Here is a 25,007-nt window from a genome sequence, read left to right as displayed (position 1 = left end):
CCCGAACCTAGACCTCAGCTGTCCGTTCGGGAAGCCCGCCGGCCGGCGGCCGGCCCATAGACCACGCGGCGGAACAGCCCGTGGAGCGGACCGGCGAGGAACAGGAGGAAGAGCCAGAACATCCCCACGGCCGGGACGAGGGTGGCAAGGACCAGCGCCGCCGCCATGAGGATGAGTTCTGCGATGCCGCTCGTGCGGTCGCGCGTCGCACGCGCCTCCTCGGACATGAGACCGGGGTGGCGGACGAGCACGAGGCCCATGAGCTGAGAGGCGATCGCCGCGAGCAGCAGGTTGCCGATGTACAGCGCGTTGATGTCGGTCCGCTGGCCGCTTCCGTTCGAGAGCACGTTCGCCGTGAACGGGATGATCACGATCGAGAAGAGCCACAGGAAGTTCGCCCAGACCAGCGAGGACGAGTAGGCGCGGACCGATTCGAAGATGCGGTGGTGCACCACCCAGAACCGCGCGATCACGGCGAACGAGACCACGAACGCCAGGATCTCCCACTGGTACTTCGCGTAGAACGCGTCGAAGGGCTCCCCACCGATGTGCGTGGCCGCGTCGACCAGCGGCAGGATGAGCAGCGTGATCGCGATCGCGACCGTGGCGTCCGAGAAGTTGACCAGCCGGTCGAGACCCCGCTCACTCCGCAGCTGCGCCATGCCGACATTCTGCCCCACGAGCCGGCTGCTGTGGAGGACTCTCAGGCCGGCGTGGCCTCGGCCGTCGCCCAGCCCGGACGCGCCCGCTCGACCGCGTCGAGGATGAGGTCGAGGCCGGTGACGAACTCCTCGTCGTAGTCGTAACCGGCCCGGGCCAGCTCGGAAACCACTTCGAGGAGGTACGGGAAGTGCTCGGCGAATCCGGGCGGGGTCGCGTCGAGCTTCTGCTCGGCCACCGCACCGGACTCCTCCGGGGTGTCGAACGGCAGCGTCTTCTCCTGCAGGGCGAAGCCGTAGACGTACGCATCGAGCGCCGAGGTCACGTGCACGGTCGTGCGGAAGGAGAATCCCGAGCGCCGGAGGCATCCCATCATGGCGTTGTGCTGGTGGAGGTTCGCGAAGCCCGGGCGCAGCCGCGACTCCATGAGGCCGACCGCCCAGCGGTGCCGGAGCAGCGCGCGGCGGAGCGAGAGCGAGCGGCGGCGCATCCCGTCCCGCCAGGTGTGGTCGGCCGATGGCGCCTCCACCTCCGCCCAGACCCGATCGACCATGCCGTCGAGGAGATCGTCCTTGTTGGCGACGTGCTTGTAGAGCGCCATCGGAACCACGCCCAGCCGCTGCGCGAGCGTTCGCATGCTGAGTCCGTCCAGTCCTTCGCTGTCCGCGAGGGCGAGCCCGGCGTCGATCACACGGTCGGTCGTGAGGCCGGGTCGCGGCGTCGACGATCCTTCCCTTGACATGGTGTACAGCGTACACCTACAGTCATCTCCGAGTGGTGTACGCCGTACACCTCCGCCCGAGAGGACCAGCATGCATCCCTACGACCGCCGCCGTTCGCTCGCCGCGGGCGTCTTCTTCCTGCTCACCTTCGCCACGTCGATCCCCGGCGCGCTGCTGTACGGCCCCATCCTGACCGACCCCCACTACGTCGTCGCCGGTCCTACCGCCCCGGTCCTCGCCGGCGCCCTGCTGGAGATCGCCCTCGTCATCGCCAACCTCGGCACCGCTCTCGTTCTCTATCCGGTGCTGCGCCGCACGAGCCCGTCCCTCGCGCTCGCCTACGTGGTCGCCCGCGTGATGGAGTCGGCCCTCATCGCCGTCGGGATCCTCAGCCTGCTCGCCGTCGTGACCCTCCGCGAGAACGGCGCGGCGTCGGGCGGTACGGAGGCGGCCGCGGTGGTGGTCGCGCAGGCCCTGGTGGCGCTGCACGGATGGACGTTCCTGCTCGGCCCCGGTTTCGTCGTCGGCCTCGGCAACGGCCTGATCCTCGGCTGGATGCTGTTCCGCGCCGGACTCGTGCCCCGCGGCTGGGCGGTCCTCGGCATGATCGCCGGCCCGCTGGTCTCCCTCTCGGGCGTCGCCGTGCTGCTCGGCGCCTACGATCAGGTGTCGCCGTGGTCGGCGGTCGCCACCCTCCCCGAATTCGTCTGGGAGGCGTTCCTCGGCATCTACCTAAGCGTGCGCGGATTCCGGGCAGGGTCGCCGGACGCGACGCGGGCGCCGACGACCGTCACCGCAGCGACGCGCTGAACTCCTCGAGGGAGGCGACCGTCACGCCGCCGCGCGGGAACACCTTCTCGGTGAGGACGCGGTGCACCTCGGCGTCCGAGTCCCAGCATCCATCCTCGAGGACGACCAGGCGGAAGTCGCGGTCCGAGGCGTCGCGGACGGTCGAGAGCACGACGCCGGCGGTCGCGATGCCGGTGAGGACGAGGGTGTCGATTCCTCGCTCCGCAAGCCGGGCGGCCAGGTCGGTGGTGCTGAAGGCGCCGACCCGCCGCTTCCGGACCACGATCTCGCCCGAGGCCGGCGCGAGGCGATCGTCGAACTGCGTGGCCGGACTCTCGGCGTCCAGCCGGGCGGCCGATCCGGCGAAGCGCGAGGCCGCCGGGATGCGCTCCGCCTCCTCCGCGGTCAGAGCCACGCGCACGTAGCCGACGGCCAGCCCGGCGTCGCGGGCGGCGTCGCGGGCCCGCACGAGTCCGGCCACGAAGGCGTCGGGATCGGGATGACGCGAGAGGATGCCCTGCTGGACATCCATGATGAGGAGCGCGGTGCGCCCGGGGTCGAGCCGGAGATCGTTCACATCCGTAAACTATCCGGCGCTCCCTGTGCGTGAGGTCAGAGGCATGCCGGCCGACGCGGCTGACCGCGTCCCGCTGTGCGCGGCCCGTTAGGGGTGGTGGGCGTCATGTCCGCGACACGCTAGCGTCTTCTTCTGGGGGAGCTGCGCGCTGGGATGCGGCGGATCCGCACCAGACGACCACGAACCGGGGGGACCAGCAGTGACCGATGCGGAGACGACCGAGCAGGCACCGGAAGCACAGCCCGCGCCAGCGCAGCCGGCGGAAGCACAGGCACCGGAAGCACAGCCCGCGGCAGCGCTGCCGGCGCCTCGCACCCGGAGATGGCGCCTCTGGGTGACGATCACCGCAACCGTGCTGCTGGCGGCGGGGGCGGTGACCGGCGCGGGATACGCCTGGCAGGCGATCGCAACCGTGCAGTCGACCTCCGCCTATCGCGAGGTGGTCGCCGCCTCGAAGGCGCTGACCGACGTGACGGACGAACGCGAGATCGCCCTGGACAAGGCCCGCGCGTCCCTGTTCTCGATGGCCGTGTTCACCGACCATCCGCGTCCGGACTACCTGGCAGCGGCGACGGCGAAAGCTCTCTCCGATGCCGAGGCGGACCTGGAGGCGAAGAGCGTCAAGCTCCCCTTTGCCGTGTTCACGCCGCCGAAGGTCACGGCGGCCAGCGCGGATCTGATGCCCTGGACCGTCATCGGCGATGTGCAGCACAAGGCGCAGCTCGCCCACGACGAGCACCGCCTCGCACGAACCCGGGCCGCGGAGCTGAAGGCGCTGGATGCGGCGCAGGCGGTGTTCTCGACCAGCGCACACGACGTGTACCGCGAACTGGCCGCCCACGGCGAGCAGGTGCTGACGGCGGACGATTCGGCGACCTACGCGAGCAAGGTCGACCTGCGGCACGCCATCGACGCCGGGGCCGGCGGCGTGGTGACCGGGGCGTTCGGCGGCACGGGGCTGGTGTACCTCATCCAGGCGACGGATGCAGTGACCGCTTCCCAGGCGGCGGGCGAGGCGGAGAAGCAGGACCCGGCGTACCCGATCCGGGCGCAGATCGAGGCGTACGCGCGCTCGATCGCGCACGGGGTCACGCTCGACTTCGAATGGCACGCCGAGGTCAGAGGCTTAGGCGAGGGCTGGTACTCCGGCACCACGCAGTACCACGAGGGAGACGGCGGCTGGGCCACGATCGACCTGAACTTCCCCATCCAGGACGGCTGGGAACGCGGGGATGTGAATGCGAAAGCCCTGATCACGCACGAGGTCGGTCACTCCCAGGTGGTGCGGCCGGCGTGCAAGGCGCTCTTCGACGGCCCTGCGTTCCGGGACGACGACGAGATGTGGGCCACCGCCTGGGCCATCTCGATGGGCTTCGATGTGGCCGGGTCCGGCATCGAGGCGTACGGCCGGCCGAGCGACGAGCAGATCGCGGTCGCCGGCCAGTGCCGCTGATCGCGGCCGCGAGCAGCCGACCGGCGCCCGGCCCAGCGCCCGGCGCCCGGCGCGGCGCCCGGCGTCCGGCGCGGCGCCCGTGCGCGCCCAGCCGGCCGCGTCCTCCGCGGCCGGCTGAGCCTGCGGGGGTCAGCCGAGGGAGACGCCGGTCCAGGAGACCGGGGGGAGCTCCAGGGTGAGGACGCCGTCGGCCAGGGAGGCGACGGGCGTCGGGCGCAGGCCCACCCGCTCCTGGTCCTCCAGCGTGTTCTTCGCGTACACGTCCTCGTCCCAGAGGGACAGGGCTTCGCGCACCCGCTCCACGCCGAGGTCGCGCACATCCACCTGGACGGTCTGGGTCTCGGTGCTGCTGCGGTTGACGACGAAGAGTGCGGCGGAGCCGTCCGCCTCGTCGAAGGTGGCGACAGCATCCACGAGGTCCGCCGCCCCGTACACCGCGGTCTCGTAGGTGCCCGTCGTGATGTCCGGCCGGAGCACCTCGCCGCGAGCGAGGCGACTGGTCACCGAGAACGGGAAGAAGGTCGACTGCCGCCACGCCGCTCCGCCGGGCTCCGTCATGATCGGAGCGATGACGTTCACCAGCTGGGCGAGGGATGCGCTGGTCACCCGGTCGTGGTTCTTCAGCAGGGTGATCAGCAGGTTGCCGAGGACGACCGCGTCGGCCACCGAGTAGACGTCCTCCAGCTGGCGCGGCGCGTGCCGCCACTCGTGGTTGACCTCCTCGGAGTCCTTGTGCTCGTCGAGGTACCAGATGTTCCACTCGTCGAACGAGATCTGGATCTTCTTGCGGTTCTTCAGCTTGTTCCCGACGTGGTCCGCCGTCGCGACCACGGTGTCGATGAAGTACTGCATGTCGACGGACGAGGCCAGGAAGGACCCGAGGTCGCCGCCGCGCTCCTGGTAGTACGCGTGGGCGGAGACGAAGTCGACGTGCTCGTAGGCGTGCTCCAGGACGATCCGCTCCCACTCGCCGAACGTGGGCATCCCGGAACCGGACGAGCCGCAGACGACGAGCTCGAGATGCTCGTCGGCCATCTTCATCGCCGCTGCGGTGCGGGCGGCCAGCTTGCCGTAGTCGTCGGCCGTCATGTAGCCGGTCTGCCACGGGCCGTCCATCTCGTTGCCCAGGCACCACATGCGGATGTCGTGCGGCTCGGGCGTCCCGTTCGCGATCCGGAGGTCGCTCAACGCCGTGCCGGAGGGATGGTTGGCGTACTCGAGCAGGTCCAGTGCCGCCTCGATCCCCCGCGTCCCGAGGTTGACGGCGAGCATCAGCTCGGAGTCCGTCAGCTTCAGCCAGCGGGCGAACTCGTCCAGGCCGACCTGGTTCGACTCGAGCGAGTGCCAGGCGAGGTCGCGGCGGACCGGGCGCTTCTCGCGGGGCCCGACCGAGTCCTCCCAGCGGAACCCGGAGACGAAGTTGCCGCCCGGGTAGCGGATCGTGCTCGAGCCGAGCTCCCGCACCAGTTCCACCACATCCAGCCGGAATCCGTCCTCATTCGCCGTGGGGTGCCCCGGCTCGTAGATGCCGTCGTACACACACCGCCCCAGGTGCTCGACGAACGAGCCGAAGATGCGGCGGTTGACGGTCGCGACGCGCGCAGAGCGGTCGAGGGCGATTCGTGTCTCAGACATGGTCTCCTGGGTTTCCTACAACGTTATAGAACAACGTTGCAGACACCATGATGCTGGGAGAGCCGGGATGATGTCAACCGGACTCGTCAGCTCGCGCTCGACTCGCGCTCCACCAGGCGGAAGGGCACCTCGATGGCCTCGGGGACGAAGGGCGCGTCGTCTCCCTCGATCCGCCTCACCAGGAGGTCGACAGCGGCCCGCGCGATCTCGTCCCGGCCGGGATCGATCGTCGAGAGGGTCGGGATCGAGTAGCGGGTTTCGTCGATGTCGTCGAAGCCGATGACGGCGACGTCCTCCGGGACGCGGCGGCCGGCCTCCTGGAACGCGCGCAGGGCGCCGAGTGCGATGGCGTCGTTGAAGGCGACCACGCCGTCGAACGAGGCGCCCGCGGCGAGGAAGTCCCGCATCCCCTCTGCGCCGTTGTGGCGGTGCCAGAAGCTGACCGGGACCACGAGGGACGGGTCGAACGGGATGTCGGCCGCGGCGAGCGCCTGCCGGTAGCCCTCCAGACGCAGCGCGGCCGAGCCCGTGACCTCGCCGGGATGCGCGCCGAAGGCCACGATGCGCCGCCGGCCGGACGCCAGCAGGTGCTCGGTCGCGGCCCGGGCGCCCTCCGTGTTCTGGATGATGACGTGGTCGCGCGGCGAGGCGAAGTTCCGGTCGCCGAGCAGGACGACCGGTGTGGTCAGATCCCCGATCAGTCCGGCGCCGGCCTCGTCGAGGGCGAGCACGCTGTGCAGGACGCCGTCGACCATCCGGGCGTGAGGATGCCGCAGGACGCCGAGCTCATGCGGGCGGTCGTCGCCGAACTGCTCGATCAGCACGGCGAGTCCGGCGTCGGCTGCGGCCTGCATGACCGAGTCCGCGAGTTCGGCGAAGTAGGCGTTCCGAAGGTTCGGGATCATGAGCGAGATCACGTTGGTGCGGCCCGAGCGCAGGCTGCGCGCCGAATGATTGGGCGTGTAGCCGAGCGTCTTGATGGCCTCGAGCACCTTGTGCCTGGTGTGCTCGCGGACGTGCGGGAAGTCGTTGATCACGTTCGAGACGGTCTTGATCGACACGCCCGCCAGAACGCTGACATCCTGCATGGTCACAGCCACGGTGTTCCCCTCTCACGTGCCTCTCGGTCGAGATTACAACGTTAGAGGCCGGGATGTGGCGGCGATGTCCCCCAGGTCAGCGCAGAGCGGCGGGACGGACCCGCACGGGCGCCAGCCACGCGGACACGATGACCGCCGTGATCGCCCCCGCCGCCATGATCGCCGCCAGCACGACCACCTGGAACCGGCCGGCCTCGAGCGGCGAGACACCGCCGAAGATGGCGCCGACGAAGGCGCCCGGGAGGGTGACGAGCCCGGTCGTCTTGGTCTGATCCACCGAGGGGATGAGCGCCGAGTACACCGCGCCGCGGGCCAGTTCCAGCGTCGACTGCCGGGGCTTCGCGCCGAGGGCGAGCCACCCCTCCACCTCCTCCCAGTGGTCGCGGACCGCCTCGGTGAAGCGTCGCCCGGCGAGGGTGGCGATGCTCATCGAGTTGCCGATCACGATGCCTCCGATCGCGAGGGCGTAGCGCGCGCTGAACTGGATGGCACCGGTCAGGAAGACCACCGAGAACGACACGATCACCCCGGTCGCCATGGCGGTCGCCATCATGAGGGCGTGCTCGCGCGACCAGCCGATCCGGTGCGTAGCCGTCCCGGCGGCCACCGAGAACATGACCAGGAGCGCCAGGGCCACCCAGCGCGGGTCCGTGATGACCCCGGCGAGGACCAGGCTGATGACGGCGAGCTGCGCTGCGCCCCGCAGGATCGCCAGCGCCGGCGCCCAGCGGTGCGGCACGCCGTAGCCGGCGAGCACCGCCACCGCGGCGAGCGCGAGCACCGCCACCCCGAGCAGGGTCGGCGCCAGCTCCTGGACGATCGGCACGCCACGAGCCTACGTGCTGGCCGCCTCAGCGGGCGCGGCGGCGTCGCGCACGACGGAAACGGAGGCGCCCCCGCGCGGGCCGGCCCGCATCCACCTCCGTTTCCCGCCGTCACCCGACGCGTCGGCCCGAATCTCCTCCCTTCCCACGCCCGGAAGCCGCGCTGGGCGACGATCCGGCTGGTGAACTCCCGAGACAGGTCCACGTTCGACAGCTCGAGGGTGCGGTCACGGCAGAGCGTCCCCGGGATGTGCTGCTGCCGATTTCCCACACGGCCATCCACAACGTGTCGCCCAATGTGAATTACACCGGTGTGCTTTCGAAGAGACCTTCGATTATGAATGCATTACGACAGAAGCCCCGGTCAGGAGCCATTTATTAAACCTGGGAATCTGTGAGTCCACAAATCTCGCGCGTGTCCTCCACACGATACTGCTGCGTATCCACGGATTTTCAACAGGGTTATCCACAGGTGGAGAAGTGTGGAGTCTCTCAGCCGAGCAGATCGAAGAACACCAGGTGCGCCCCGATAGCGGCCCCGGCCACCGCCCAGCGCCGTCCGGTCACCCGGCCTTCTTCGCGGGGCAGGGCGCCGCCTTCGTCATGGCGTCGATGGTCTGCTGCTCCGACCAGGGGAGCGAGGCGACGACCTTGGCGCCCTTCTGCTCCGCCGGGATCTTGGAGACCACCGAGGCGAGCCGCTGGGCGAGAGACTGCGCGAAGCCGGGACCCGGAGTGGAGTTGTTGAGGGCCACCACGATCGTCAGGCCCGAGGCCGGGTCGGCGAACAGCGCCGAGCTGTAGCCGGGGATGGCGCCGCTGCTGCCGCGAAGCGGCCCGAGCAGCTGCACGCCGAGGCCGTAGCGCTGCCACGACTCGCCGTCCACGACGGCGTCCAGCTGGTCGGTGCGCGACTTCTTGCTCAGGAGGCTGCCGGTGGCGAGCGCCTGCGCGAAGTTCTTCAGATCGGGAACGTTCGACACAACGCCGCCGGCGGTCCAGCCCTGTGACGGCGACAGGCGGCTGACGTCGCGCATCGGTGCGCACACGATCGCGCCGGCCGCATCCACCCCGGCCGAGTACCCGCCGGCGTGCGGACCGGGCACGCTGAGCTGGGAACTCGACGGAAGGGTGCTCGCCGTCATGCCCAGCCGGTCGAAGACGTACTGCTTGTACAGGTCCGGCCAGCTGCGGTCCGTCGCGTTCTGCAGCGCCATCCCGACCAGTACCGCGTTCGTCAGGGAACGGCCGTACTTCTCGCCGGGGGTCCCGTAGCGCTGCGTCGCAATGCCGTCGCTCGCCAGTTCGAGGGGCGGCCACTGCCGTGCCGGGTTCATCAGGAACTCGGCGTTCAGCTGGCCGGCGTAATCGCCGATCCCCGAGGTGTTCTGGCAGAGCTCCCGCATGGTGACGCCCTCCACCCCGACCAGGCCCGGCACCCACTTGGCGACCGGGTCGTCGAGACCCAGGCGTCCCTCGTCCACGAGCTCCAGCAGCACGGTGCACGTCATCGGCACGGTGTTCTGGCCGATGCGGAAGGTCATGTCCGCCTTCACCGGAGTGGAACCTCCACGCGTCGTGGTGCCCAGCGCCGCGGTCCAGCTGCCCGCCCACGGAGCCCACACTCCCGCGAAGCCGGCGGAGGCATCGGCCAGGCCCATCGCGTCCGTGACAGCCGTCGACAGACGCGTCTCGACATCCTTCGAGAAGCCTCCGGGCTGCTGCTGGGGGAGGTCGGCGCGGCCCACGGTCGACGTGCATCCGGTCAGTACCAGTGCCACGAGTCCCGCGGCGGCGGCGAGCGCGAACCGCCCGAACTTCGTGTCACGTCGCATCGCTGCATCCCCCGACGGTCGCCCTGCGTGGTCCAGCGATTGTAGCGTGCGGCGGAAAGCGGACCGGGATGGACGCGCTCAGCGGCGGGTCAGTGCTCAGCGGCGGGTCAGTGCGAACGAGACGGATCCGAAGCGCACCACCGACCCGGGATCGACCTCGTGCCGCGTCTTGGGGTCGCAGGCGAACGTCCCATCGCCCGGGTAGGTGATCGTCGTCCCGTTGGCGGAGCCCAGGTCCATCACCCAGAAGACGCCGTCGAACTGGCCGAACGCCAAGTGGGCGCGCGACACCGACTTGGCGTCATCCTCCACGGTGATCAGCTCGACGTGGCCCGGATCCTCCAACTCGGTCCCCGGAGTGTGCACGGCGGGGTTGCGGCCGATCACACCGTTCCCGCTCGTCTCCAGGTGCTGGCCGTCGCTGAAGTCCAGCACGAAGGTCACCGCCACGTCCGTCCCCTTTTCCCACTCGCCGCGTCCGCACGGCCGCTCATCGCGCCGCCGCCCCTGCCGCTGCCCCCGCCCCCGTGACCGGCATGGAAACCGGCCGCGCGTCGCGCATGAAGCGCTCGACGTCCTGGTCCACCATGATGTCGCTCGGCCGCAGCGGCCTCGTCAGGTACAGACCCTCGAGCGTCGTGATCCGGCTGAGGGCGACGTAGGTCTGACCGGACGTGAAGGCGCGGGTGCCGAGGTCGACGATCGCCGCGTCATACGTCTTGCCCTGCGACTTGTGGATGGTGACCGCCCACGCCAGCCGCAGCGGGAACTGGGTGAACTCGGCCACGACATCCTTCGTCAGCTTCTTGGTCGCCGGCGACCAGGTGTACCGGAACTTTTCCCAGATCGCCGGCTCGACCTCGTGCACCTCGCCGTCGACGTCCACGAACACGGTGGAGTCGATCTTCGTCACCGTGCCGATCGTGCCGTTCACCCACCGCGGCCCGTCGCCCTGGCCGACGTCGTTGCGCAGGAACATCACCTGTGCGCCGACCTTCAGCTCGAGGGACTCGTCCGCGGGATAGTTCCGGCCGCCGAAGTCGCCGCTCACCTCGGCCTTCGCCGTGAGCACGCGGCCGGGCAGGCGCCCGAGGGCCTGCGCGTTGATGCGGTTCACGGTGTCGTTGCGCGTGGCGAGCGTGATGGTCCCGTCCTCCGGCGCCGGACGCGAACCGACTTCGTTGAGCCGGTCGGCGATCTCCTTGGTCACCTGCCCGTGACGCACTGCGTTGAGCATGAACCGGAAGTCCGACTCGTGCTGGCGATGCACCTGAAGCAGCTCGACGATCCGCAGATCGGCCTCCTGCCACACCTTCGCGTCGAAGAACCACATCGAGCGGTAGGTGTCCGCGAAGTAGGCGCGCTCCTCGGGGCCGCCGGGGACGGGCGCCAGCTGGTAGGGGTCGCCGAACAGCACCACCTGCACGCCGCCGAACGGTTCCCCGGCGCGCTGCCTGGCCTGGCGGAGGCTGCGGTCGATCGCATCCATCAGGTCGGCGTTGACCATGGAGACCTCATCGATCACCAGCGTGTCGATGCTGTTGAGGAGCTTGCGCAGCTCGGCCGTCTGGTCGATGTCGTGGTCGGCGATCACTCCGATGGGGAGGCGGAACAGCGAGTGGATGGTCTGGCCGCCGACATTGAGCGCGGCCACGCCCGTGGGCGCTGAGATCACGATCGACTTCTCGGTGCTCCACGCCAGATGGTTGAGCAGCGTCGACTTGCCCGTACCGGCACGACCGGTCACGAAGACGTGTTCTCTGGTGTGCTCGATCAACTCGAACAGCGCCTGCTGCTCCGGCGAGAGGGAAAGCCGCCCCATCCCCGCCCCTTCCGTATCGCCCGACCTGACGCACTACTCTAACCCTGCGCGCGGGCGCCGGACCGCTTATCCACAGAACCTTAGGATGGCCTCATGGCTGAGGCGGACGCGCGCACGCGCCGACGGGCCGTCCTGCTCTGGTCGGCTGTCGGCGTGCTGCTCCTCGCCGCCTTCGCTGCCGGACTCGGCGCCGTCCAGCGGACGTACTACAGCCCGAGCGGGTTCGTGCAGGCGTTCGCCGGCTCGATCGCCTCCCACGACGTCGCGGCCGCGCTGGCCATGCCCGGCGCCGCTCCGACGGCAGCGGCGCTGGAGAGCGCCCACCTGCCGACGGGCGCATCCCGTGAGCTGCTGCGCTCCGATGTCCTGCCCTCGATCGAGGACATCCGGATCACGTCGGATTCGGCCGGGACGGACGGGGTGCACACGGTGGTGGTGCACGCCGTCGCGGACGGGCGCTCGGTCTCGGCGAGCTTCCGCGTCCGTCAGACGGGATCCGTCCTCGGGCTGCTGCCGACCTGGTCCTTCGCTTCCACTCCGCTCGCCATCTCGCGGATCGCCGTCGCGCACGCGACCACGTTCAGCGTTCGCGGCCATGTCCTGAGTCCGCGCGCCGCCTCGCCGAAGCAGCCGGCCGGTGCGTTCACCGTCTCGGCCGACTACCTGGTCCTTCCGCTGGCGCCCCTCGAGCTGTCCCATACCTCGGCATTCCTCCGGGCCGCCCCGGTGGTCGCTGCCGTGAGCCCGGGGAGCATCACCGAGACCACCGTGGATGCCGAGCCGACCCCATCCTTCACCTCCGCCGTGCAGAAGGAGGTGAACGCCTTCCTGGACCGGTGCGCCGAACAGCATGTGCTGCAGCCGGCGGGATGCCCGTTCGGCATCGAGATCGACGACCGCGTCCAGGGCGATCCGACCTGGTCGATGAGCACGTACCCGGTCGTGCGTCTCCGCCCGGGCGACACCTCGTGGACCACCGACCGCATGACGGGCGTCGCCCATCTGAAGGTGACGGTGCAGTCGCTCTTCGACGGGTCGGTCAGTACCCGCAGCGATGCCGAGCCGTTCGCGATGAGCCTCAGCAGCGTGACGATCCGCAGCGACGGCTCCCTCGCCATCGTCGTCGCCCAGTAGGGCTGGCGGGAGGCCCAGTCAGGCCTAGGGGGAGACGCGGGCGCGGCTAGCGGGAGACCCGGTCGCGATCCGCCATCCGGGCCAGGCGCGCGTTGTACTCCTGGAGTTCCGCGTCGCCGGTGCGGTCGGCGTTCCGGTCGCGACGCTTCGTCTCGCGCTCGTCGCTGCGGCTCCACTGGATGGCGACGACGATGGCGAGCGTCACGGTCGGGATCTCGCCGATGCTCCAGGCGATCCCGCCCGCGGCCTGCTGATCGATCAGCGGCGAGTCGCCCCAGGTGCGGCCCATCGCGCCGAACCAGTCGGCCAGCATGAGCCCGTGCATCTGCATGATCGAGAGGCCGAAGAAGGCGTGGAAGGCCATCGTCAGCAACAACAGGAGCAGCCGGAACGGGTACGGCAGCCGGTACTTGACCGGATCGATCCCGATCAGCGACTGCACGAACAGGTACCCCGTGATGAGGAAGTGCACGACCATCCACTCGTGCCCGATGTGGTCGGTCGTCGCCCAGCGGAACACCGGCGTGTAGTAGAACACCCAGAGCGACCCGGCGAAGAGGATGGCGGCGACGATCGGGTTGGAGAGGAACCCGGCGATGCGCGAGTGGACCGCGAGCAGCAGCCACTCGCGGCCCCCGCGCGAGCCGTCGTGCCGCTTGCGGATGGCACGGGCGGCGAGTGTCACGGGAGCGCCGGGGACCAGGAGCAGCGGGACCGCCATCGTGAGCACCATATGCGCGGACATGTGCGCCGAGAACAGGTACTTCTCGTAGACGTTCACGCCGCCGTTGGTGATGTAGAAGAGCAGGACGATGCCGAGCGTCCAGAGCACCGTGCGGTGGATCGGCCACGCGTCGCCGCGGCGCCGCAGCCGCCAGACTCCCGCGAAGTAGAAGAACAGCGCGAAGGCGCAGACGAGCACCCAGAGCAGGTCGAAGTTCCACGAGGTGAACAGCCGTCCCCACGTCAGTTCCGGAGGCAGCTTGTCGCCGGTCAGGATCTCGGCGGGCGTCGGGATGGCCGCGCGGGTCTGCGGCACGGGGGTCACGGTCCGCGCGAGCGCCGCGGCCACGCCGGAAGCGATGCCCATGAAGGCGAGCTCGGCCACGACGATCCACCAGAAGCTGCGCGGCTCGCCGGTCGCCTTCAGCCGGCCGATCAGGTACCGCCGCTGCGTCACGCCGAAGAGCCCGAGCGCCACGAGCGCGGCGACCTTGACGAGAACGAGGATGCCGTACGGCGTCGCCAGCTCGGCCAGCGTGCCGACGCGGAGCTCCGCGTTCACATAGCCGGAGGCCGCCACGACCAGGAAGCAGATCAGCGCGAACGTGGAGTAGCGCTCCAGGACCGTGACCAGCCGGCCCTTCCCGAAGGTGTGCTTGACGACGACCAGCGTCAGGAGCCCGCCTAGCCAGATGCCGGCGAAGAGTACGTGCAGGCCGAAGGAGGTCACCGCGGCGTCATGCCCGGACGCCTCGGCGCTGTGCCCCTGCTGCGCCATCGGCACGACCGCCGCCATCGCGAGGACCGCGACGAATGCGACCGCCGTCTGGTTGCGCACGGCGAAGCACAGCACGGTGACGACGGCGGCGATGAGCGTGATGCCGAACCAGGCCTGCCCGAGCGACACGCTGGTGATGAAGGAGCTCAACCCGTTGCTGAACGTGGAGTCGAACGACCACGGCACATTGGAGACGCTCACGAAGGTGAACAGACCTGTCGCAGCGGACGCCACGGTCATGACTCCGGCACTGCCGGCCGCGAAGTCGAGGGCCTTTCCGTACTCGTCGCGCTCGGGGCTGAATGCGAAGCAGGCGAGCACGAGGGCGCCGACCGTTCCCGCCAGGCTCAGGTTGACCACGAGGGTCGCCGCAGGGAGCCCCCAGCGCACCAGCGCGCCGGGATCGGCGAGCAGGGGAGCGCTGGCGCCGCCACCGAACGCGAGCGCGCCGACCATGGCCGCCGCGGCTGCGAGAAGCAGGGCGGCGGGGCCGATCACGCGGAGGATTCGTGGCACTTCTCCAGCCTACGTCCCACCCCCTGGGCGGGCGCCCACAGCCGTCGATGCTGTGGAGGGACGAGGAGCTGTGGAGAACGAGAAGGGCGGCACCGCGAACCGCGGTACCGCCCTCGGGCAGAGCTGGGAAGGACTACTTGACGGCAGCCTTGAGCTTGGAGCCCGCGGTCAGCTTGACGCGGTGACCGGCCGGGATGGAGATCTCGGCGCCGGTCTGCGGGTTGCGGCCGGTGCGGGCAGCGGTCTCGCTGCGCTCGGCGGCGAGCCAGCCCGGGATGGTGACCTTGCCGCCCTTGGCGACGGTCTCGCTGATGGTGCTGAAGAACGCGTCGACGACGCTGGAGACGGTGGCCTGGCTCTGACCAGACGCCGCAGCGACGGCAGCAACGAGCTCGGTCTTGTTCAGGTTGTCAGCCATTGAGTGTCCTCCTCGGACCTTGTGCTGGATCTACAGCTTTTTTGTGGAACGGTTGAGGCCACACGGGCCATTACGTTTGGTCGGACGACCGCCTCGAATGTATCAGAATCCCGCGGAAACACGCGGATCTTCAGACCGTTTAGTGGATATCCGTCGTGATCGTGGTCTCCAGGCATGCCCGGGGACCACGACGAAGGGGCGCCCGGCCGAAGCCGGACGCCCCTCGAGTGCGTCGATCGGGCTGGATTACCAGCTCGACTTGGTGATGCCGGGCAGCTCGCCGCGGTGCGCCATGTCGCGGAAGCGGACCCGCGAGATACCGAACTTGCTGAGGTTTCCGCGGGGACGGCCGTCGACGGCGTCGCGGTTGCGAACGCGGATCGGGGAGGCGTCACGGGGAAGCTTCTGCAGGCCGATGCGGGCGGCCTCACGGGACTCGTCGGTGCCGTTCGGGTCGACGAGTGCCTTCTTGAGCTCGGCACGCTTCGTGGCGTAGCGCGCGACGATGACCTTGCGCTGCTCGTTCTTGGCGATCTTGGATGTCTTGGCCATGATTAGCGCTCCTCTCGGAAGTCGACGTGCTTGCGCACGACAGGGTCGTACTTCTTGAGCACGAGGCGGTCGGGGTCGTTGCGACGGTTCTTCTTGGTCACGTAGGTGTAACCGGTGCCCGCCGTCGAACGGAGCTTGATGATCGGACGGATGTCCTGCTGCTTCGCCATTAGATCTTCTCCCCACGGGCCAGGAGGTCCTTGACCACGGACTCGATGCCACGGGCGTCGATGACCTTGATGCCCTTGGCACTCAGGGTCAGGGTGACGTTACGGCGAAGGGACGGAACGTAGTACGTCTTCTTCTGGATGTTCGGGTCGAACCGTCGCTTGGTGCGGCGGTGCGAGTGCGAGATGTTGTGACCGAAGCCGGGAACGGCTCCTGTCACCTGGCACACTGCTGCCATTGCTTTCTTCTCCAATACCGTGGTGCCGGACGGCACCACCCAAGGTCACTTGTCGGCGCACGACTTCCCCAAGCGATTCGTCTGGGGGGTTCGTACACGATCTGAGTGGGAGGAGCCCACTCAGCCAAACATCCATGCTACGGCATCGGGGCGGTGCCGGCCAAATCACTCAGGGCTGTGCACGCGGCGCACAGCCCGAAGACGTCGACCACGTGCTGCGCCTGCGTGAACCCGTGCGCTGCCGCGGCCTGACGCGCCCACTGCTCGACCGCATCCGCCTCGATCTCCACCGTGAGCCCGCAGTTGCGGCAGATCAGGTGGTGGTGATGGCCGGTCGTGCACGCCCGGTAGAGGGCTTCGCCCTCGGGCGACTGCAGCGAGTCGGCATCGCCTTCCGCCGCCAGGTCGGCGAGCGCGCGATACACCGTAGCCAGGCCGATCGGGGAGCCGGCCTCGTGGAGGCTCAGGTGCAGTCCCTGCGCGCTGATGAAGCCCTCCGTCGAGGTCAGAGCCTCGCGGACGGCCTCCCGCTGCCAGGTGTTCCGCTTCACGATCCCAGGCTAGCCCGCCTGGCTCACGAGTCGCCGAGAGGTCTTCGCCGCGGTCCGCCGGCGGGCACGACGACCCCCGACGACGCGGCAGACCGCGTAGATGAGGAACGAGATCGTCGTCACGTAGGGACTGATCGGCAGGGCGCTTCCGAGAGCGAGCAGGATGCCGCCGACGACCGATACCAGCGCGAAGCCGACGCTGATCAGCGGGACTCCGAGCGGCGAGGACGAGATCCGCATCGCCGCCGCGGCCGGCGTGACCAACAGCGACAGCACCAGCAGCGCGCCCACGATCTGCACCGAGACGGCGACCGCGAGGCCGAGCAGCACCATGAACGCGAGCGCGACGAAGCGGGTCGGGACGCCGCGCGAGGCGGCGACGTCCGCATCCAGGCTGTCGAAGGTCAGAGGCCGCCAGATGAGGAGCAGCGCCACCAGGACGATCGCGCCGATGACGAGCAGCGACCCGAGCTGCGGGTCGTCGACCGAGACGATCTGGCCGGTCAGCAGGCCGAACTTGTTGGCGCTGCGGCCGGGATAGAGCGCGAGCGCCAGGATTCCGAGACCGAGACCGAACGGCATGAGGACCGCGATGATCGAGTTGCGGTCGCGTGCTTTCGCGCCGAGCAGGCCGATGAGCATCGCGGCGACGAGCGAGCCGACGAGGGACCCGGCCACGACGTTCACGCCGAGCAGCAGGGCCACCGCCGCACCCGCGAAGGAGAGCTCACTGATCCCGTGCACCGCGAAGGCCATGTCGCGCTGCATCACGAAGACCCCGATCAGGCCTCCGATGATGCCGAGCACCGCCCCGGCGAAGATCGAGTTCTTGACGAGGAGGAGCAGCTCGCCGTAGTCGGTGAAGTCGAACAGCTGCGACCACAGATCCAGGTGCGTCATGCGACCGGCTCCGGGTGCGCCTCGCGAATGTGATCGTGGTGGTCGTGGGTCTCGGCATCCGGGATGCCGACCACGACGATCCGGCCGCGGCTGCGGATGACGTCGACGGGCGTCCCGTACAGGTCGGTCAGGACCTCGCTGCGCAGCACCTCGTCCGGGGTCCCGGTGCGGAACCGGCCGCCGGCCAGGTACAGGACGCGGTCCACCATCCCGAGCACCGGGTTCACATCGTGCGTGACGAAGACGACCGCGCTGCCGTGGTCCCGTCGGCGACGGTCGATCAGCTCGCTGACGCCGCGCTGGTGCTGCAGGTCGAGCGAGAGCAGAGGCTCGTCGCACAGCAGCAGGGCCGGGTCTCCGGCGAGCGCCTGCGCGACCCGGAGCCGCTGCTGCTCGCCGCCGGAGAGCGATCCGACGGCCGTGTCGGCGTAGCGCCGCGCGCCCACCGCGTCGATGAGCCGCTCCACCTGGTCCCGGTCGGTCCGGCGGGGGAGAGGCAGGCCCCAACGGTGACCGTTGACGCCCAGGGCGACGAGGTCGCGCGCGCGCATCGGGGTGCCGGCCGGGATGAGCTTCTGCTGGGGGATGTACCCGATGCGGCGGTCGCCGCGGCGCACCGCGCGGCCCTCGAAGGCGATCTCGCCGTCGTCGAGCTGCTGCTGGCCGAGGATGGTGCGCAGGAGGCTGGTCTTCCCGGAGCCGTTCGGGCCGAGCACGGCGACGAACTCGCCGGCGTGCACATCGAGATCCAGGCCGCTCCACAGCGTCCGGTCGCCGAAGCCGAGGGACGCATCCCGCAGCCGGAGGACGACCTGGCCCTCGACCGGCGGTGCGACGAGTTCGAGTGGTTCGGTCATCCGCCCAGCGCCTTTCTGACGGCAGCGAGATTGGCACGCATCCAGCTGAGGTAGTCCTCGCCGCTGGGCAGCGTCTCGGTCATGGGCACGACCGGGATGCCGGCCTGCTTCGCAGAGGCGAGCACCCGTTCCGTCTCGGCGCCTGTGGTCTGCTCGTTGTACGCCAGGAGCTTCACCCGGTGCGCGCTGAAGAGTTTCAGGGTCTGCTCGAGCACGACGGGGGAGACATCGTTCTCCCCTTCGATGGCGGCGCTGAACTTCTCCGGAGTCTTGTTGACGAGCCCGATCGCGTCGAGCAGGTAGAGCGGAACGGGCTCGGTGATCGCGACACCCTCCCCACCGTGCGACGCCTTCAACTGCGCTTCGGTGGATTCGAGGGCGGCGACCTTCTGGCTGAACGCCTGCGCGTTCGCTTCGAATGTGGCTTTATGCGCAGGATCGGCCTTACCGAGCGCTGTCGCGAGTGCGGTCGCGAGGGTGCGGATCGTGGGGAAGTCGTACCAGACGTGCTCGTTGAGCTCGCCATCGACCGGCTTCTTGCCGGACAGTTCGACGACATTCAGCACCTGGGCGTCCTGGTTCTTGGCGCCCGTGACGAGCGTGTGCATGAAATCGTCGTAGCCTCCGCCGTTCTCGACGACGACGTCGGCCTTGGAGACGGCCAGCTGGTTCTGGGCGCTGGCCTCGAAGGAGTGCGGGTCCTGTGCGGGGTCGGACATCAGCGACGTGACGTGGACGGCGTCGCCGCCGATCGTCTCGGCGATGTTCCCGTACACGTTGGTGCTGGCGACGACACGGACGGTACCGTCGCCGGATCCTGCGGAGGGCGAGGCGGAGCAGCCGGCGAGCGCCGCTACGGCGGCGGTTGCGGCGGCGGCTGCCGCGAGGGCGGAGACGATGGAGCGCGTCTTCATGGATGAGCCTGTCTAAGTCGCGAACGACACGAAGGGTGTGCCCGCGGTCGCGGGCACCGGCTCAGGCTACGTCTTATTGAAAATGATTGTCAAATTCAATCCAGGAGCAGCGCGGGCTCCTCGGTGTCCCGCACCCCGCCCGCCTTCCGCCGCGCGCGGATTCCGCTTCCGATGGCGATAGCGAGAACAAGCCCATACAGAAGCAAGCTCGGGACGACCGCGGCGAGCGCAGACTGCTCTGCAAGCATCCCGACCGCGATCGCGGCGAGCGCGGTGAGACCGGAACCCAAGAGCGAGACCACGGACGAGGCGCCGGCCCGGCGACTGTCCGGCACGACCTCGTGGAACTGCGCCGAGCAGTAGACGCTGATGGCGACATGCGCCACCACGTGCGCGCCGAACGAGGCGACCACGATGATGCTGTTGCCGGCAAGGGCAAAGACCGCGATCGCTGCGGCGTTGCCGCCGATCAACAGCGGAAGGAGGCCGCGCGGTATTCGGCGCCCGGCGATCAGTCGGCCGCCCACGACGCCCGCCACCTTCATGACGGCGAACCCGAGAAGGACCGTGGCGATGACACTTCCACCGAGCCGCAGCTGCCACAGGATGAGGGGGCCGACCAAGGCCGCGTTGGCGATGACCGACATCCAGGCCCGAGGGTGCGCCGCGAGAACACCCAACCCGCGAAGGTAGTGACGCAGCGGCTCCACCTCGCCTTTCGCGAAGCTTGAGCCTGACCCTCGACCCCGGTGGCCGAGCAGCAGGGCCGCCCCTGCGACCGCCATGCACACGGCCCCTCCGAGCCAGATCGATCGGGGCGAGACGCTGAACGACCACGCGCCCACGAGACCACCGAGAAGCGAGGCGGCGGCCCCGAGCCACGCGATGCGACCGAGCGCTCGCCTCTGCTGTGCGGGATCGCCGTTGAGGCGGTTGAGAACGTAGGCGTAAGAGGTGCCGCTCATGGCCGCGGCGCCGACACCCGCCAACGCTTCGGCCGCGACATCCGCCACCAGTCCCAACGACAGGAAGAAGAGAACGAGGGCCGCCGTCCGTGTGAGATTCCCTAGCTGGATGGCCAGCCAATACGATCTTCGGTCGAAGACGATGGCAGCCGGGATCTCGGCCACCGCCACGGCGATATTGAACACTGCGACGAGACCGCCGATCACAGCGGTCGAGTATCCGCGGCTCTGGAAGTAGAGATTGTCGGCAACCGTGAAGCATCCCACTCCCAGTCCGGACAGAGCAAGGAAGGCCCAAATGGCAAAACCAGTTCTTCGCACGGAGAGCCTCACATGAAGAGCGGTCCACCATAGGACCATTGGCCGTGCGTTATGCCCGGGTCCCAGTCGGCGAATCGATTCAGCGCCGGAAAGTAGTGGTCGTCGAGCGGAAGAATGCGGTCGGCGATGCATCGGACCGCCGCAAACCCTGCCTCCGCCGCGAACACGTGCCGGTACAGCTCAACGCCGGCTCGATTCGCACGTTGTATGAGGGAGTCAAGGACCGCATCCGGAGATCCAGCTTCTCCCGGCGAGCCTTCCAGCCCCCGCCAACTGATAGCAGGCGGATCGTCGGGGGCGAAAAGGTGCGGGAATGCATCGCGAGACGTGCCATCGAACCAGAGAGCTCGCATGTCGGTCAGGGAGGGTTTTATGTCGATGCCCGTGTCCAGCGAACGGAGCATCTGCATGGCTTCGATCAGACCCTTTTGCGTTGCCCCTGCGAGCGTGGTCGACGCTCCGATCCCTCGCGCGGTTCGCGCGCCACCCGCGATGGAGGGACGAGTCAGTGTGATGTGGACGACGGGGATAGAGAACGGGTTGTCCATGACCGCCGCGTGGATCTGAACTCCACTTGCTTCGGCGATTTGCTGAGCAAGCGGATGATCATCCAGGCACAATTTTGTCGTTGCCTTCAGGCAACGGCTGTAGTACCAGAAACTGTCCCGTTCGATGAGTTCGAGAACGGCTTGAATGGTCGCTTCGTCCAGCGTCCTTCCTACCGCCGCCCCGGTCGTGCTGCTGGGCGTTGGCGAACGATGGCCCTCCTCAGGCGTGTAGGGGGCGTACACGAGGCTTGCAGGAAAGAGCCGGCCGCCGCCGTTCGACAGCGAATCCAACGTGAGAAGCGACACGAAGTCACCTGCCCCAAGTTCTACGCGCGTCCCATCGAAGTCCACAGCGTCGCGCCATGGTGCCGTTGCGCACTCGGCATCATCTCCGCGGGCCGTTACCGGCAGTGGGTTGTCAAGCCCTCCCGCGATCGCAAAGCGCTCGATTCCCTCACCGAGGCAACTCGCAAGAGCTTGTTCAGCGCTTGTGCCTTTGCCCCCGACGGGCGCCAGCGGTTCTCGCTCGTCGAGGAACATCGCGGTGTCGGCGGTGAAGACACCTCCACCCTCGCTCATAATCGGGTTCAGGAGTACCCCTGCGAACCCGAACCAGCCGCGGTGTTCCCTTACGAATTCGTGCGCACTTCCGGAACGGGGAATCCCACTACCCCACGTGAGACCCTCCGCAATGGGAAGCGCCTGTTGTGGCGCCCGGGCGAGTCCGACGGGCGTCGTGCGGCGCCCACGTCTCGCGCGGCATGGGCGGCAGTCCAGCCACGGAACGACCACGGACCAGTTCTGCCCCACCACCGCGTTCGTTATCGCAAGAGGCACTCCGGCCCGCCCCGCTTCGACAACGGCCTCCGTGAAACCGTCAGGCGATAGCGAAGTATCCGCTCTGTCGACCCGCTCCATGAGTAGATCGACTTTGCGTTGGAGGCATCGAACACAGCCCGCATCGTCTCCGATGCCGACGCAGCCGACAACGAAGAGCTCCGCCCTCTCCGGGTGTGTGAATACCGCCGTTCGGATGGTGTCTGAAGGAAAGCGCGAAGCGGCGTGATCAACGTGAATATGCGGTCGTATCTGATCGAACAGGGAGTTCATGAGCTCGTAAGGAGATATACGGACCAGCGCGGAGCCGCACTGGTCCGCACGTTCCCTTATCGCGTGGTGTATCCGCCGGCCTGACGGGTCGTGTAGCCGCCTGCCTGGCGAGTCGCTGCCTGAGGCGCAGCGACGTCGTCAAGGATGTCGGAGTTGATCATGTGCTTCCTCTCGATAGGAGGGCGGGTTTGCCCTCCTACCGACGGTAGCAACTGAGATGTACCCAAGAAAGGTTTGTATTTGGGTATATATGCCTCATTAATCCAGGAGCAGCGCGGGCTCCTCGATGATGGAGGCGACATCCGCCAGGAAACGGGAGGCGACGTCGCCATCCACGACGCGATGGTCGAAGGATGCGCCGAGCGTGGTGACGAAACGCGGACGCACCTCGCCGTCGACCACCCACGGCTTCTGCTTGATGGTGCCGAGGGCCACGATGCCGACCTCACCGGGGTTCAGGATGGGCGTGCCGGTGTCCATCCCGAACACACCGATGTTCGTGATCGTGATCGTCCCGCCGCTCATGTCGGACGGCGGGGTCTTGCCGTCGCGGGCGGTGAGGGTCAGCTGCTCGAGCTGCTTCGCGAGCTCCAGCAGAGTCATGCCCTGCGCCTCTTTGATGTTGGGCACGATGAGGCCGCGCGGCGTGGCCGCGGCGATCCCGAGATTGACGTAGTGGCGGACGATGATCTCCTCGTCCGTCCACGACGAGTTCACCGTCGGGTTGCGGCGGACGGCCCAGATCATGGCCTTGGCCATGATGAGCAGGGGAGAGACCTTCACTCCGGCGAAGTCGGCCGAATTCTTGAGCCGCTTGACGAACTCCATGGTCCGCGTCGCGTCCACATCGACGAACAGACTGACGTGCGGGGCGCTGAACGCGCTCGAGGTCATCGCGGTCGCGATCGCCTTCCGGACGCCCTTGACCGGGATGCGGTCCTCGCGGTCGTTCGGCCATTCCGGCGTCTGGATGTTGCGGAACACGGTCACCTGGGTCGCCTCGCGCAGGACGTCGTCGCGGGTGACGTCGCCGATCGGGCCGGTGGGGGTCACAACGGTGATGTCGACGCCGAGGTCCTTGGCGAGCTTGCGCACCGGCGGCTTGGCGAAGACCGGCCCGGACGGCGCCGCGTGGGCGGACGGCGCCGCGTGGGCGGACGGCGCCGCGTGGGCGATCGCCGAAGCGTGCGCCGCGGGGGAGGCCGCGGTGCCGGATGGTGCGGCGGCGGTCTGCGACGACGTGGCGGCGGGTGCGATCGATCCCGAGAACGATACGGGGATCGAAGCCGTTCCGGGATGCGTCACGCGGCGGCGACGGCTCGTGCCGTGCCCCGAGGAGCCGTAGCCCACCAGGACGGCGCCCGGCTTCGGATCCTCCTCGTGCGAGACGGTCGCCGCAGCGTCGGCGGCGACCTCCTCCGCCGGCTCCGGCTCGGGCTGGGGCCCGGCCGTCTCACTGCCGCTCGTCACGGTGAAGATCGGCGTGCCGACCTCGACCGTCTGACCCTCGGAGACGAGGAGCTCGCCCACGGTTCCCTCGAACGGCGACGGCAGCTCGACCAGCGACTTGGCGGTCTCGATCTCGACGATCACCTGGTTCACCGCGACCTGCTCGCCCGGCGTGACCTTCCACGAGACGATCTCCGCCTCGGTCAGGCCCTCGCCCACATCGGGCAGGAGGAACTGGGACTCGCTCATCTGCGACTTCTCTCTGTCTGTTGCTGTGGGTCGGCGCCGGCCGGGTCCGCCCCTGCCGGCAAGGGCGGGGCGCTCAGTAGGCCAGCGCCCGGTCGACGGCCTCGAGGATGCGGTCGGCGTCCGGCAGGTAGAGCTCTTCCAGGTTCGCCGGCGGGAACGGCACGTCGAACCCGGAGACGCGCAGCACCGGTGCCTCGAGCGAGTAGAACGCCTTCTCGGCGAGGGTCGCCGCCACCTCGGAACCGACGGACACGTTGCCCGGCGCCTCCTGCGCGACGATCAGGCGGCCTGTCTTCTGGACGGACGCGATGACCGGCCCGTAGTCGACGGGCGAGAGCGACCGGAGGTCGATGACCTCCAGGCTGCGTCCCTCCTCGGCGGCGAGCTCGGCAGCGCGGAGCGCGACGCTCACCATCCCGGCCCAGGCGACGATGGTCGCATCGGTGCCCGTGCGCACCACGCGGCTCGCGTGCAGCGGCGTACCGTTCTCGACCAGGTCGACCTCGCCCTTGGGCCAGTAACGGCTCATCGGCTCGAAGAAGACCACCGGGTCGTCCGAGCGGATCGCCTCCTGGATCATCCAATACGCGTCATGCGGGGTCGACGGCGCGACGACCCGGAGGCCGGCGGTGTGCGCGAAGTACGCCTCGGGCGCCTCCTGGTGGTGCTCCACGGCGCCGATGTGGCCGCCGTGCGGGATGCGGATGACGACGGGGAACGCCAGCTTGCCGCCGTGCCGGTTGGTCATCTTGGCGAGCTGTGTGGTGATCTGATCGAAGCCGGGGAAGACGAATCCGTTGAACTGGATCTCGAGCACCGGCCGGTAGCCGCGCATCGCCAGCCCGATCGCCGTGCCGATGATGCCGGCCTCGGCGAGCGGGGTGTCCATGACGCGCTGGGGACCGAACTCCTTCTGCAGTCCCTCCGTCACCCGGAAGACGCCGCCCAGGGGCCCGATGTCCTCTCCCATGAGAAGGACGCGCGGGTCATCCGCTAGGGCGCGCCGCAGTCCGGCGTTCAACGCCTTCACCATCGGCAGCGACTGGATGCGCGGCTCGGGCGGGGCGTCGACTACATCTGGAGCGGGACCCGGGTCCTCGCCTGGCTCGTCCTCGACCACGAACTCGCGGGTCCACTCCTGTTCGGCGACGTGCTCTTCGAGCACGCGCGCGCCGGGGTCGCTCTCGATGATCTCGACG

Annotated in this window: 25 protein-coding genes; 3 read left to right on the top strand and 22 right to left on the bottom strand. The window is 68.8% G+C overall.

All coding sequences use genetic code 11. The features are described from left to right. Positions 1-14: 14 nt before the first annotated feature. Together BM287_RS11400 and BM287_RS11395 are read right to left on the bottom strand one after the other, a co-directional pair. A complete protein-coding gene (locus tag BM287_RS11400) occupies positions 15-662 on the bottom strand; it encodes a TMEM175 family protein (RefSeq protein WP_090039608.1) in 648 nt (215 codons plus the stop codon). Positions 663-703: 41 nt separating this feature from the next. Then, positions 704-1,402, bottom strand: coding sequence for a TetR/AcrR family transcriptional regulator (locus BM287_RS11395; protein ID WP_244528171.1), 699 nt, complete (start codon positions 1,400-1,402; stop codon positions 704-706). 70 nt (positions 1,403-1,472) lie between these two features. On the opposite strand from BM287_RS11395, the gene BM287_RS11390 reads away from it, so the two are divergent. Beyond that, entirely contained in the window at positions 1,473-2,192 is a 720-nt protein-coding gene (locus BM287_RS11390; RefSeq protein ID WP_090039602.1) for a DUF4386 domain-containing protein, read from the top strand. Here BM287_RS11390 and BM287_RS11385 read toward each other — a convergent pair. Continuing rightward, positions 2,173-2,748, bottom strand: a complete 576-nt coding sequence (locus tag BM287_RS11385) for a cysteine hydrolase family protein (protein ID WP_244528169.1) — start codon at positions 2,746-2,748, stop codon at positions 2,173-2,175. The two genes, BM287_RS11390 and BM287_RS11385, sit on opposite strands and share 20 nt — an antisense overlap. Before the next feature lie 334 nt (positions 2,749-3,082). On the opposite strand from BM287_RS11385, the gene BM287_RS11380 reads away from it, so the two are divergent. Next, a complete protein-coding gene (locus BM287_RS11380) occupies positions 3,083-4,201 on the top strand; it encodes a hypothetical protein (protein WP_139230661.1) in 1,119 nt (372 codons plus the stop codon). A 129-nt stretch (positions 4,202-4,330) separates the two neighbouring features. On the opposite strand, the gene BM287_RS11375 is transcribed toward BM287_RS11380, so the two are convergent. The 6 genes from BM287_RS11375 to BM287_RS11350 form a co-directional block, all read right to left on the bottom strand. Then, positions 4,331-5,836, bottom strand: a complete 1,506-nt coding sequence (locus tag BM287_RS11375) for an arabinosylfuranosidase ArfA (protein WP_090039597.1) — start codon at positions 5,834-5,836, stop codon at positions 4,331-4,333. Positions 5,837-5,922: 86 nt separating this feature from the next. Further along, positions 5,923-6,936: a LacI family DNA-binding transcriptional regulator gene (locus tag BM287_RS11370; RefSeq protein WP_090039593.1), complete on the bottom strand. Its 1,014-nt coding sequence runs from the start codon at positions 6,934-6,936 to the stop codon at positions 5,923-5,925. A gap of 76 nt (positions 6,937-7,012) precedes the next feature. After that, positions 7,013-7,762: an ABC transporter permease gene (locus tag BM287_RS11365; protein WP_090039590.1), complete on the bottom strand. Its 750-nt coding sequence runs from the start codon at positions 7,760-7,762 to the stop codon at positions 7,013-7,015. 561 nt (positions 7,763-8,323) lie between these two features. Further along, positions 8,324-9,595 carry a serine hydrolase domain-containing protein gene (locus tag BM287_RS11360; protein ID WP_090039586.1) on the bottom strand — a complete coding sequence of 424 codons (1,272 nt, stop codon included), beginning with the start codon at positions 9,593-9,595 and terminating at the stop codon, positions 8,324-8,326. A 96-nt stretch (positions 9,596-9,691) separates the two neighbouring features. Continuing rightward, complete coding sequence (locus BM287_RS11355; protein ID WP_090039583.1) at positions 9,692-10,045, bottom strand: FHA domain-containing protein; 354 nt, start codon at positions 10,043-10,045, stop codon at positions 9,692-9,694. Positions 10,046-10,085: 40 nt separating this feature from the next. Continuing rightward, positions 10,086-11,417, bottom strand: a complete 1,332-nt coding sequence (locus BM287_RS11350) for an ATP-dependent DNA helicase (protein ID WP_090039581.1) — start codon at positions 11,415-11,417, stop codon at positions 10,086-10,088. Positions 11,418-11,510: 93 nt separating this feature from the next. Between BM287_RS11350 and BM287_RS11345 the strand changes: the two genes are divergently transcribed. After that, complete coding sequence (locus tag BM287_RS11345; RefSeq protein ID WP_090039579.1) at positions 11,511-12,551, top strand: hypothetical protein; 1,041 nt, start codon at positions 11,511-11,513, stop codon at positions 12,549-12,551. Positions 12,552-12,597: 46 nt separating this feature from the next. Here the strand turns inward: BM287_RS11345 and BM287_RS11340 are convergent, their stop codons facing one another. The 13 genes from BM287_RS11340 to BM287_RS11280 form a co-directional block, all read right to left on the bottom strand. Further along, a complete protein-coding gene (locus BM287_RS11340; protein ID WP_170857527.1) occupies positions 12,598-14,568 on the bottom strand; it encodes a bifunctional copper resistance protein CopD/cytochrome c oxidase assembly protein in 1,971 nt (656 codons plus the stop codon). Between the two features lie 133 nt (positions 14,569-14,701). Next, complete coding sequence (locus BM287_RS11335; RefSeq protein WP_090039575.1) at positions 14,702-14,986, bottom strand: HU family DNA-binding protein; 285 nt, start codon at positions 14,984-14,986, stop codon at positions 14,702-14,704. A 246-nt stretch (positions 14,987-15,232) separates the two neighbouring features. After that, a complete protein-coding gene (gene rpsN, locus BM287_RS11330) occupies positions 15,233-15,538 on the bottom strand; it encodes a 30S ribosomal protein S14 (RefSeq protein WP_090039573.1) in 306 nt (101 codons plus the stop codon). Between the two features lie 2 nt (positions 15,539-15,540). Continuing rightward, positions 15,541-15,708 carry a 50S ribosomal protein L33 gene (rpmG, locus tag BM287_RS11325; RefSeq protein ID WP_090039571.1) on the bottom strand — a complete coding sequence of 56 codons (168 nt, stop codon included), beginning with the start codon at positions 15,706-15,708 and terminating at the stop codon, positions 15,541-15,543. Beyond that, complete coding sequence (gene rpmB / locus BM287_RS11320) at positions 15,708-15,944, bottom strand: 50S ribosomal protein L28 (RefSeq protein WP_018188988.1); 237 nt, start codon at positions 15,942-15,944, stop codon at positions 15,708-15,710. The genes rpmG and rpmB overlap by 1 nt, the downstream gene beginning before the upstream one ends. A gap of 137 nt (positions 15,945-16,081) precedes the next feature. Next, complete coding sequence (locus tag BM287_RS11315; protein WP_090039569.1) at positions 16,082-16,498, bottom strand: Fur family transcriptional regulator; 417 nt, start codon at positions 16,496-16,498, stop codon at positions 16,082-16,084. Positions 16,499-16,504: 6 nt separating this feature from the next. Continuing rightward, positions 16,505-17,395, bottom strand: a complete 891-nt coding sequence (locus BM287_RS11310; RefSeq protein ID WP_090039567.1) for a metal ABC transporter permease — start codon at positions 17,393-17,395, stop codon at positions 16,505-16,507. After that, a complete protein-coding gene (locus BM287_RS11305) occupies positions 17,392-18,252 on the bottom strand; it encodes a metal ABC transporter ATP-binding protein (RefSeq protein ID WP_090039564.1) in 861 nt (286 codons plus the stop codon). Before BM287_RS11305 ends, BM287_RS11310 begins: the two co-directional genes overlap by 4 nt. Beyond that, positions 18,249-19,166: a metal ABC transporter solute-binding protein, Zn/Mn family gene (locus BM287_RS11300; RefSeq protein WP_090039562.1), complete on the bottom strand. Its 918-nt coding sequence runs from the start codon at positions 19,164-19,166 to the stop codon at positions 18,249-18,251. The genes BM287_RS11305 and BM287_RS11300 overlap by 4 nt, the downstream gene beginning before the upstream one ends. A 95-nt stretch (positions 19,167-19,261) precedes the next feature. Next, positions 19,262-20,452, bottom strand: coding sequence for an MFS transporter (locus tag BM287_RS11295; RefSeq protein ID WP_139230660.1), 1,191 nt, complete (start codon positions 20,450-20,452; stop codon positions 19,262-19,264). 8 nt (positions 20,453-20,460) lie between these two features. Then, positions 20,461-21,579 (bottom strand): YcaO-like family protein, encoded by a 1,119-nt coding sequence (locus tag BM287_RS11290; RefSeq protein ID WP_170857526.1) that lies wholly within the window; start codon positions 21,577-21,579, stop codon positions 20,461-20,463. 789 nt (positions 21,580-22,368) lie between these two features. After that, on the bottom strand, positions 22,369-23,808 hold the full coding sequence (locus BM287_RS11285; RefSeq protein WP_090039555.1) for a dihydrolipoamide acetyltransferase family protein: 1,440 nt from the start codon (positions 23,806-23,808) through the stop codon (positions 22,369-22,371). A 73-nt stretch (positions 23,809-23,881) separates the two neighbouring features. Then, positions 23,882-24,841, bottom strand: coding sequence for an alpha-ketoacid dehydrogenase subunit beta (locus BM287_RS11280; RefSeq protein WP_170857531.1), 960 nt, complete (start codon positions 24,839-24,841; stop codon positions 23,882-23,884). Positions 24,842-25,007: the final 166 nt, after the last annotated feature.

This window comes from Leifsonia sp. CL147 (assembly GCF_900114565.1).
Classification (GTDB): domain Bacteria; phylum Actinomycetota; class Actinomycetes; order Actinomycetales; family Microbacteriaceae; genus Leifsonia.
This window is presented reverse-complemented; position numbering and strand designations above follow the sequence as displayed.

Excerpts from the sequence above, each read along its gene's own strand:
- BM287_RS11350 (WP_090039581.1), bottom strand. The coding sequence starts at position 11,417 with ATGGGGCGGCTTTCCCTCTCGCCGGAGCAGCAGGCGCTGTTCGAGTTG.
- BM287_RS11280 (WP_170857531.1), bottom strand. The coding sequence starts at position 24,841 with ATGGTGAAGGCGTTGAACGCCGGACTGCGGCGCGCCCTAGCGGATGAC.
- BM287_RS11285 (WP_090039555.1), bottom strand. The coding sequence starts at position 23,808 with ATGAGCGAGTCCCAGTTCCTCCTGCCCGATGTGGGCGAGGGCCTGACC.
- rpmG (WP_090039571.1), bottom strand. The coding sequence starts at position 15,708 with ATGGCGAAGCAGCAGGACATCCGTCCGATCATCAAGCTCCGTTCGACG.
- BM287_RS11395 (WP_244528171.1), bottom strand. The coding sequence starts at position 1,402 with ATGTCAAGGGAAGGATCGTCGACGCCGCGACCCGGCCTCACGACCGAC.
- BM287_RS11390 (WP_090039602.1), top strand. The coding sequence starts at position 1,473 with ATGCATCCCTACGACCGCCGCCGTTCGCTCGCCGCGGGCGTCTTCTTC.
- BM287_RS11300 (WP_090039562.1), bottom strand. The coding sequence starts at position 19,166 with ATGAAGACGCGCTCCATCGTCTCCGCCCTCGCGGCAGCCGCCGCCGCA.
- BM287_RS11310 (WP_090039567.1), bottom strand. The coding sequence starts at position 17,395 with ATGACGCACCTGGATCTGTGGTCGCAGCTGTTCGACTTCACCGACTAC.
- BM287_RS11375 (WP_090039597.1), bottom strand. The coding sequence starts at position 5,836 with ATGTCTGAGACACGAATCGCCCTCGACCGCTCTGCGCGCGTCGCGACC.
- BM287_RS11345 (WP_090039579.1), top strand. The coding sequence starts at position 11,511 with ATGGCTGAGGCGGACGCGCGCACGCGCCGACGGGCCGTCCTGCTCTGG.
- rpsN (WP_090039573.1), bottom strand. The coding sequence starts at position 15,538 with ATGGCCAAGACATCCAAGATCGCCAAGAACGAGCAGCGCAAGGTCATC.
- BM287_RS11305 (WP_090039564.1), bottom strand. The coding sequence starts at position 18,252 with ATGACCGAACCACTCGAACTCGTCGCACCGCCGGTCGAGGGCCAGGTC.
- rpmB (WP_018188988.1), bottom strand. The coding sequence starts at position 15,944 with ATGGCAGCAGTGTGCCAGGTGACAGGAGCCGTTCCCGGCTTCGGTCAC.
- BM287_RS11400 (WP_090039608.1), bottom strand. The coding sequence starts at position 662 with ATGGCGCAGCTGCGGAGTGAGCGGGGTCTCGACCGGCTGGTCAACTTC.
- BM287_RS11290 (WP_170857526.1), bottom strand. The coding sequence starts at position 21,579 with ATGAGCGAGGGTGGAGGTGTCTTCACCGCCGACACCGCGATGTTCCTC.
- BM287_RS11335 (WP_090039575.1), bottom strand. The coding sequence starts at position 14,986 with ATGGCTGACAACCTGAACAAGACCGAGCTCGTTGCTGCCGTCGCTGCG.
- BM287_RS11360 (WP_090039586.1), bottom strand. The coding sequence starts at position 9,595 with ATGCGACGTGACACGAAGTTCGGGCGGTTCGCGCTCGCCGCCGCCGCG.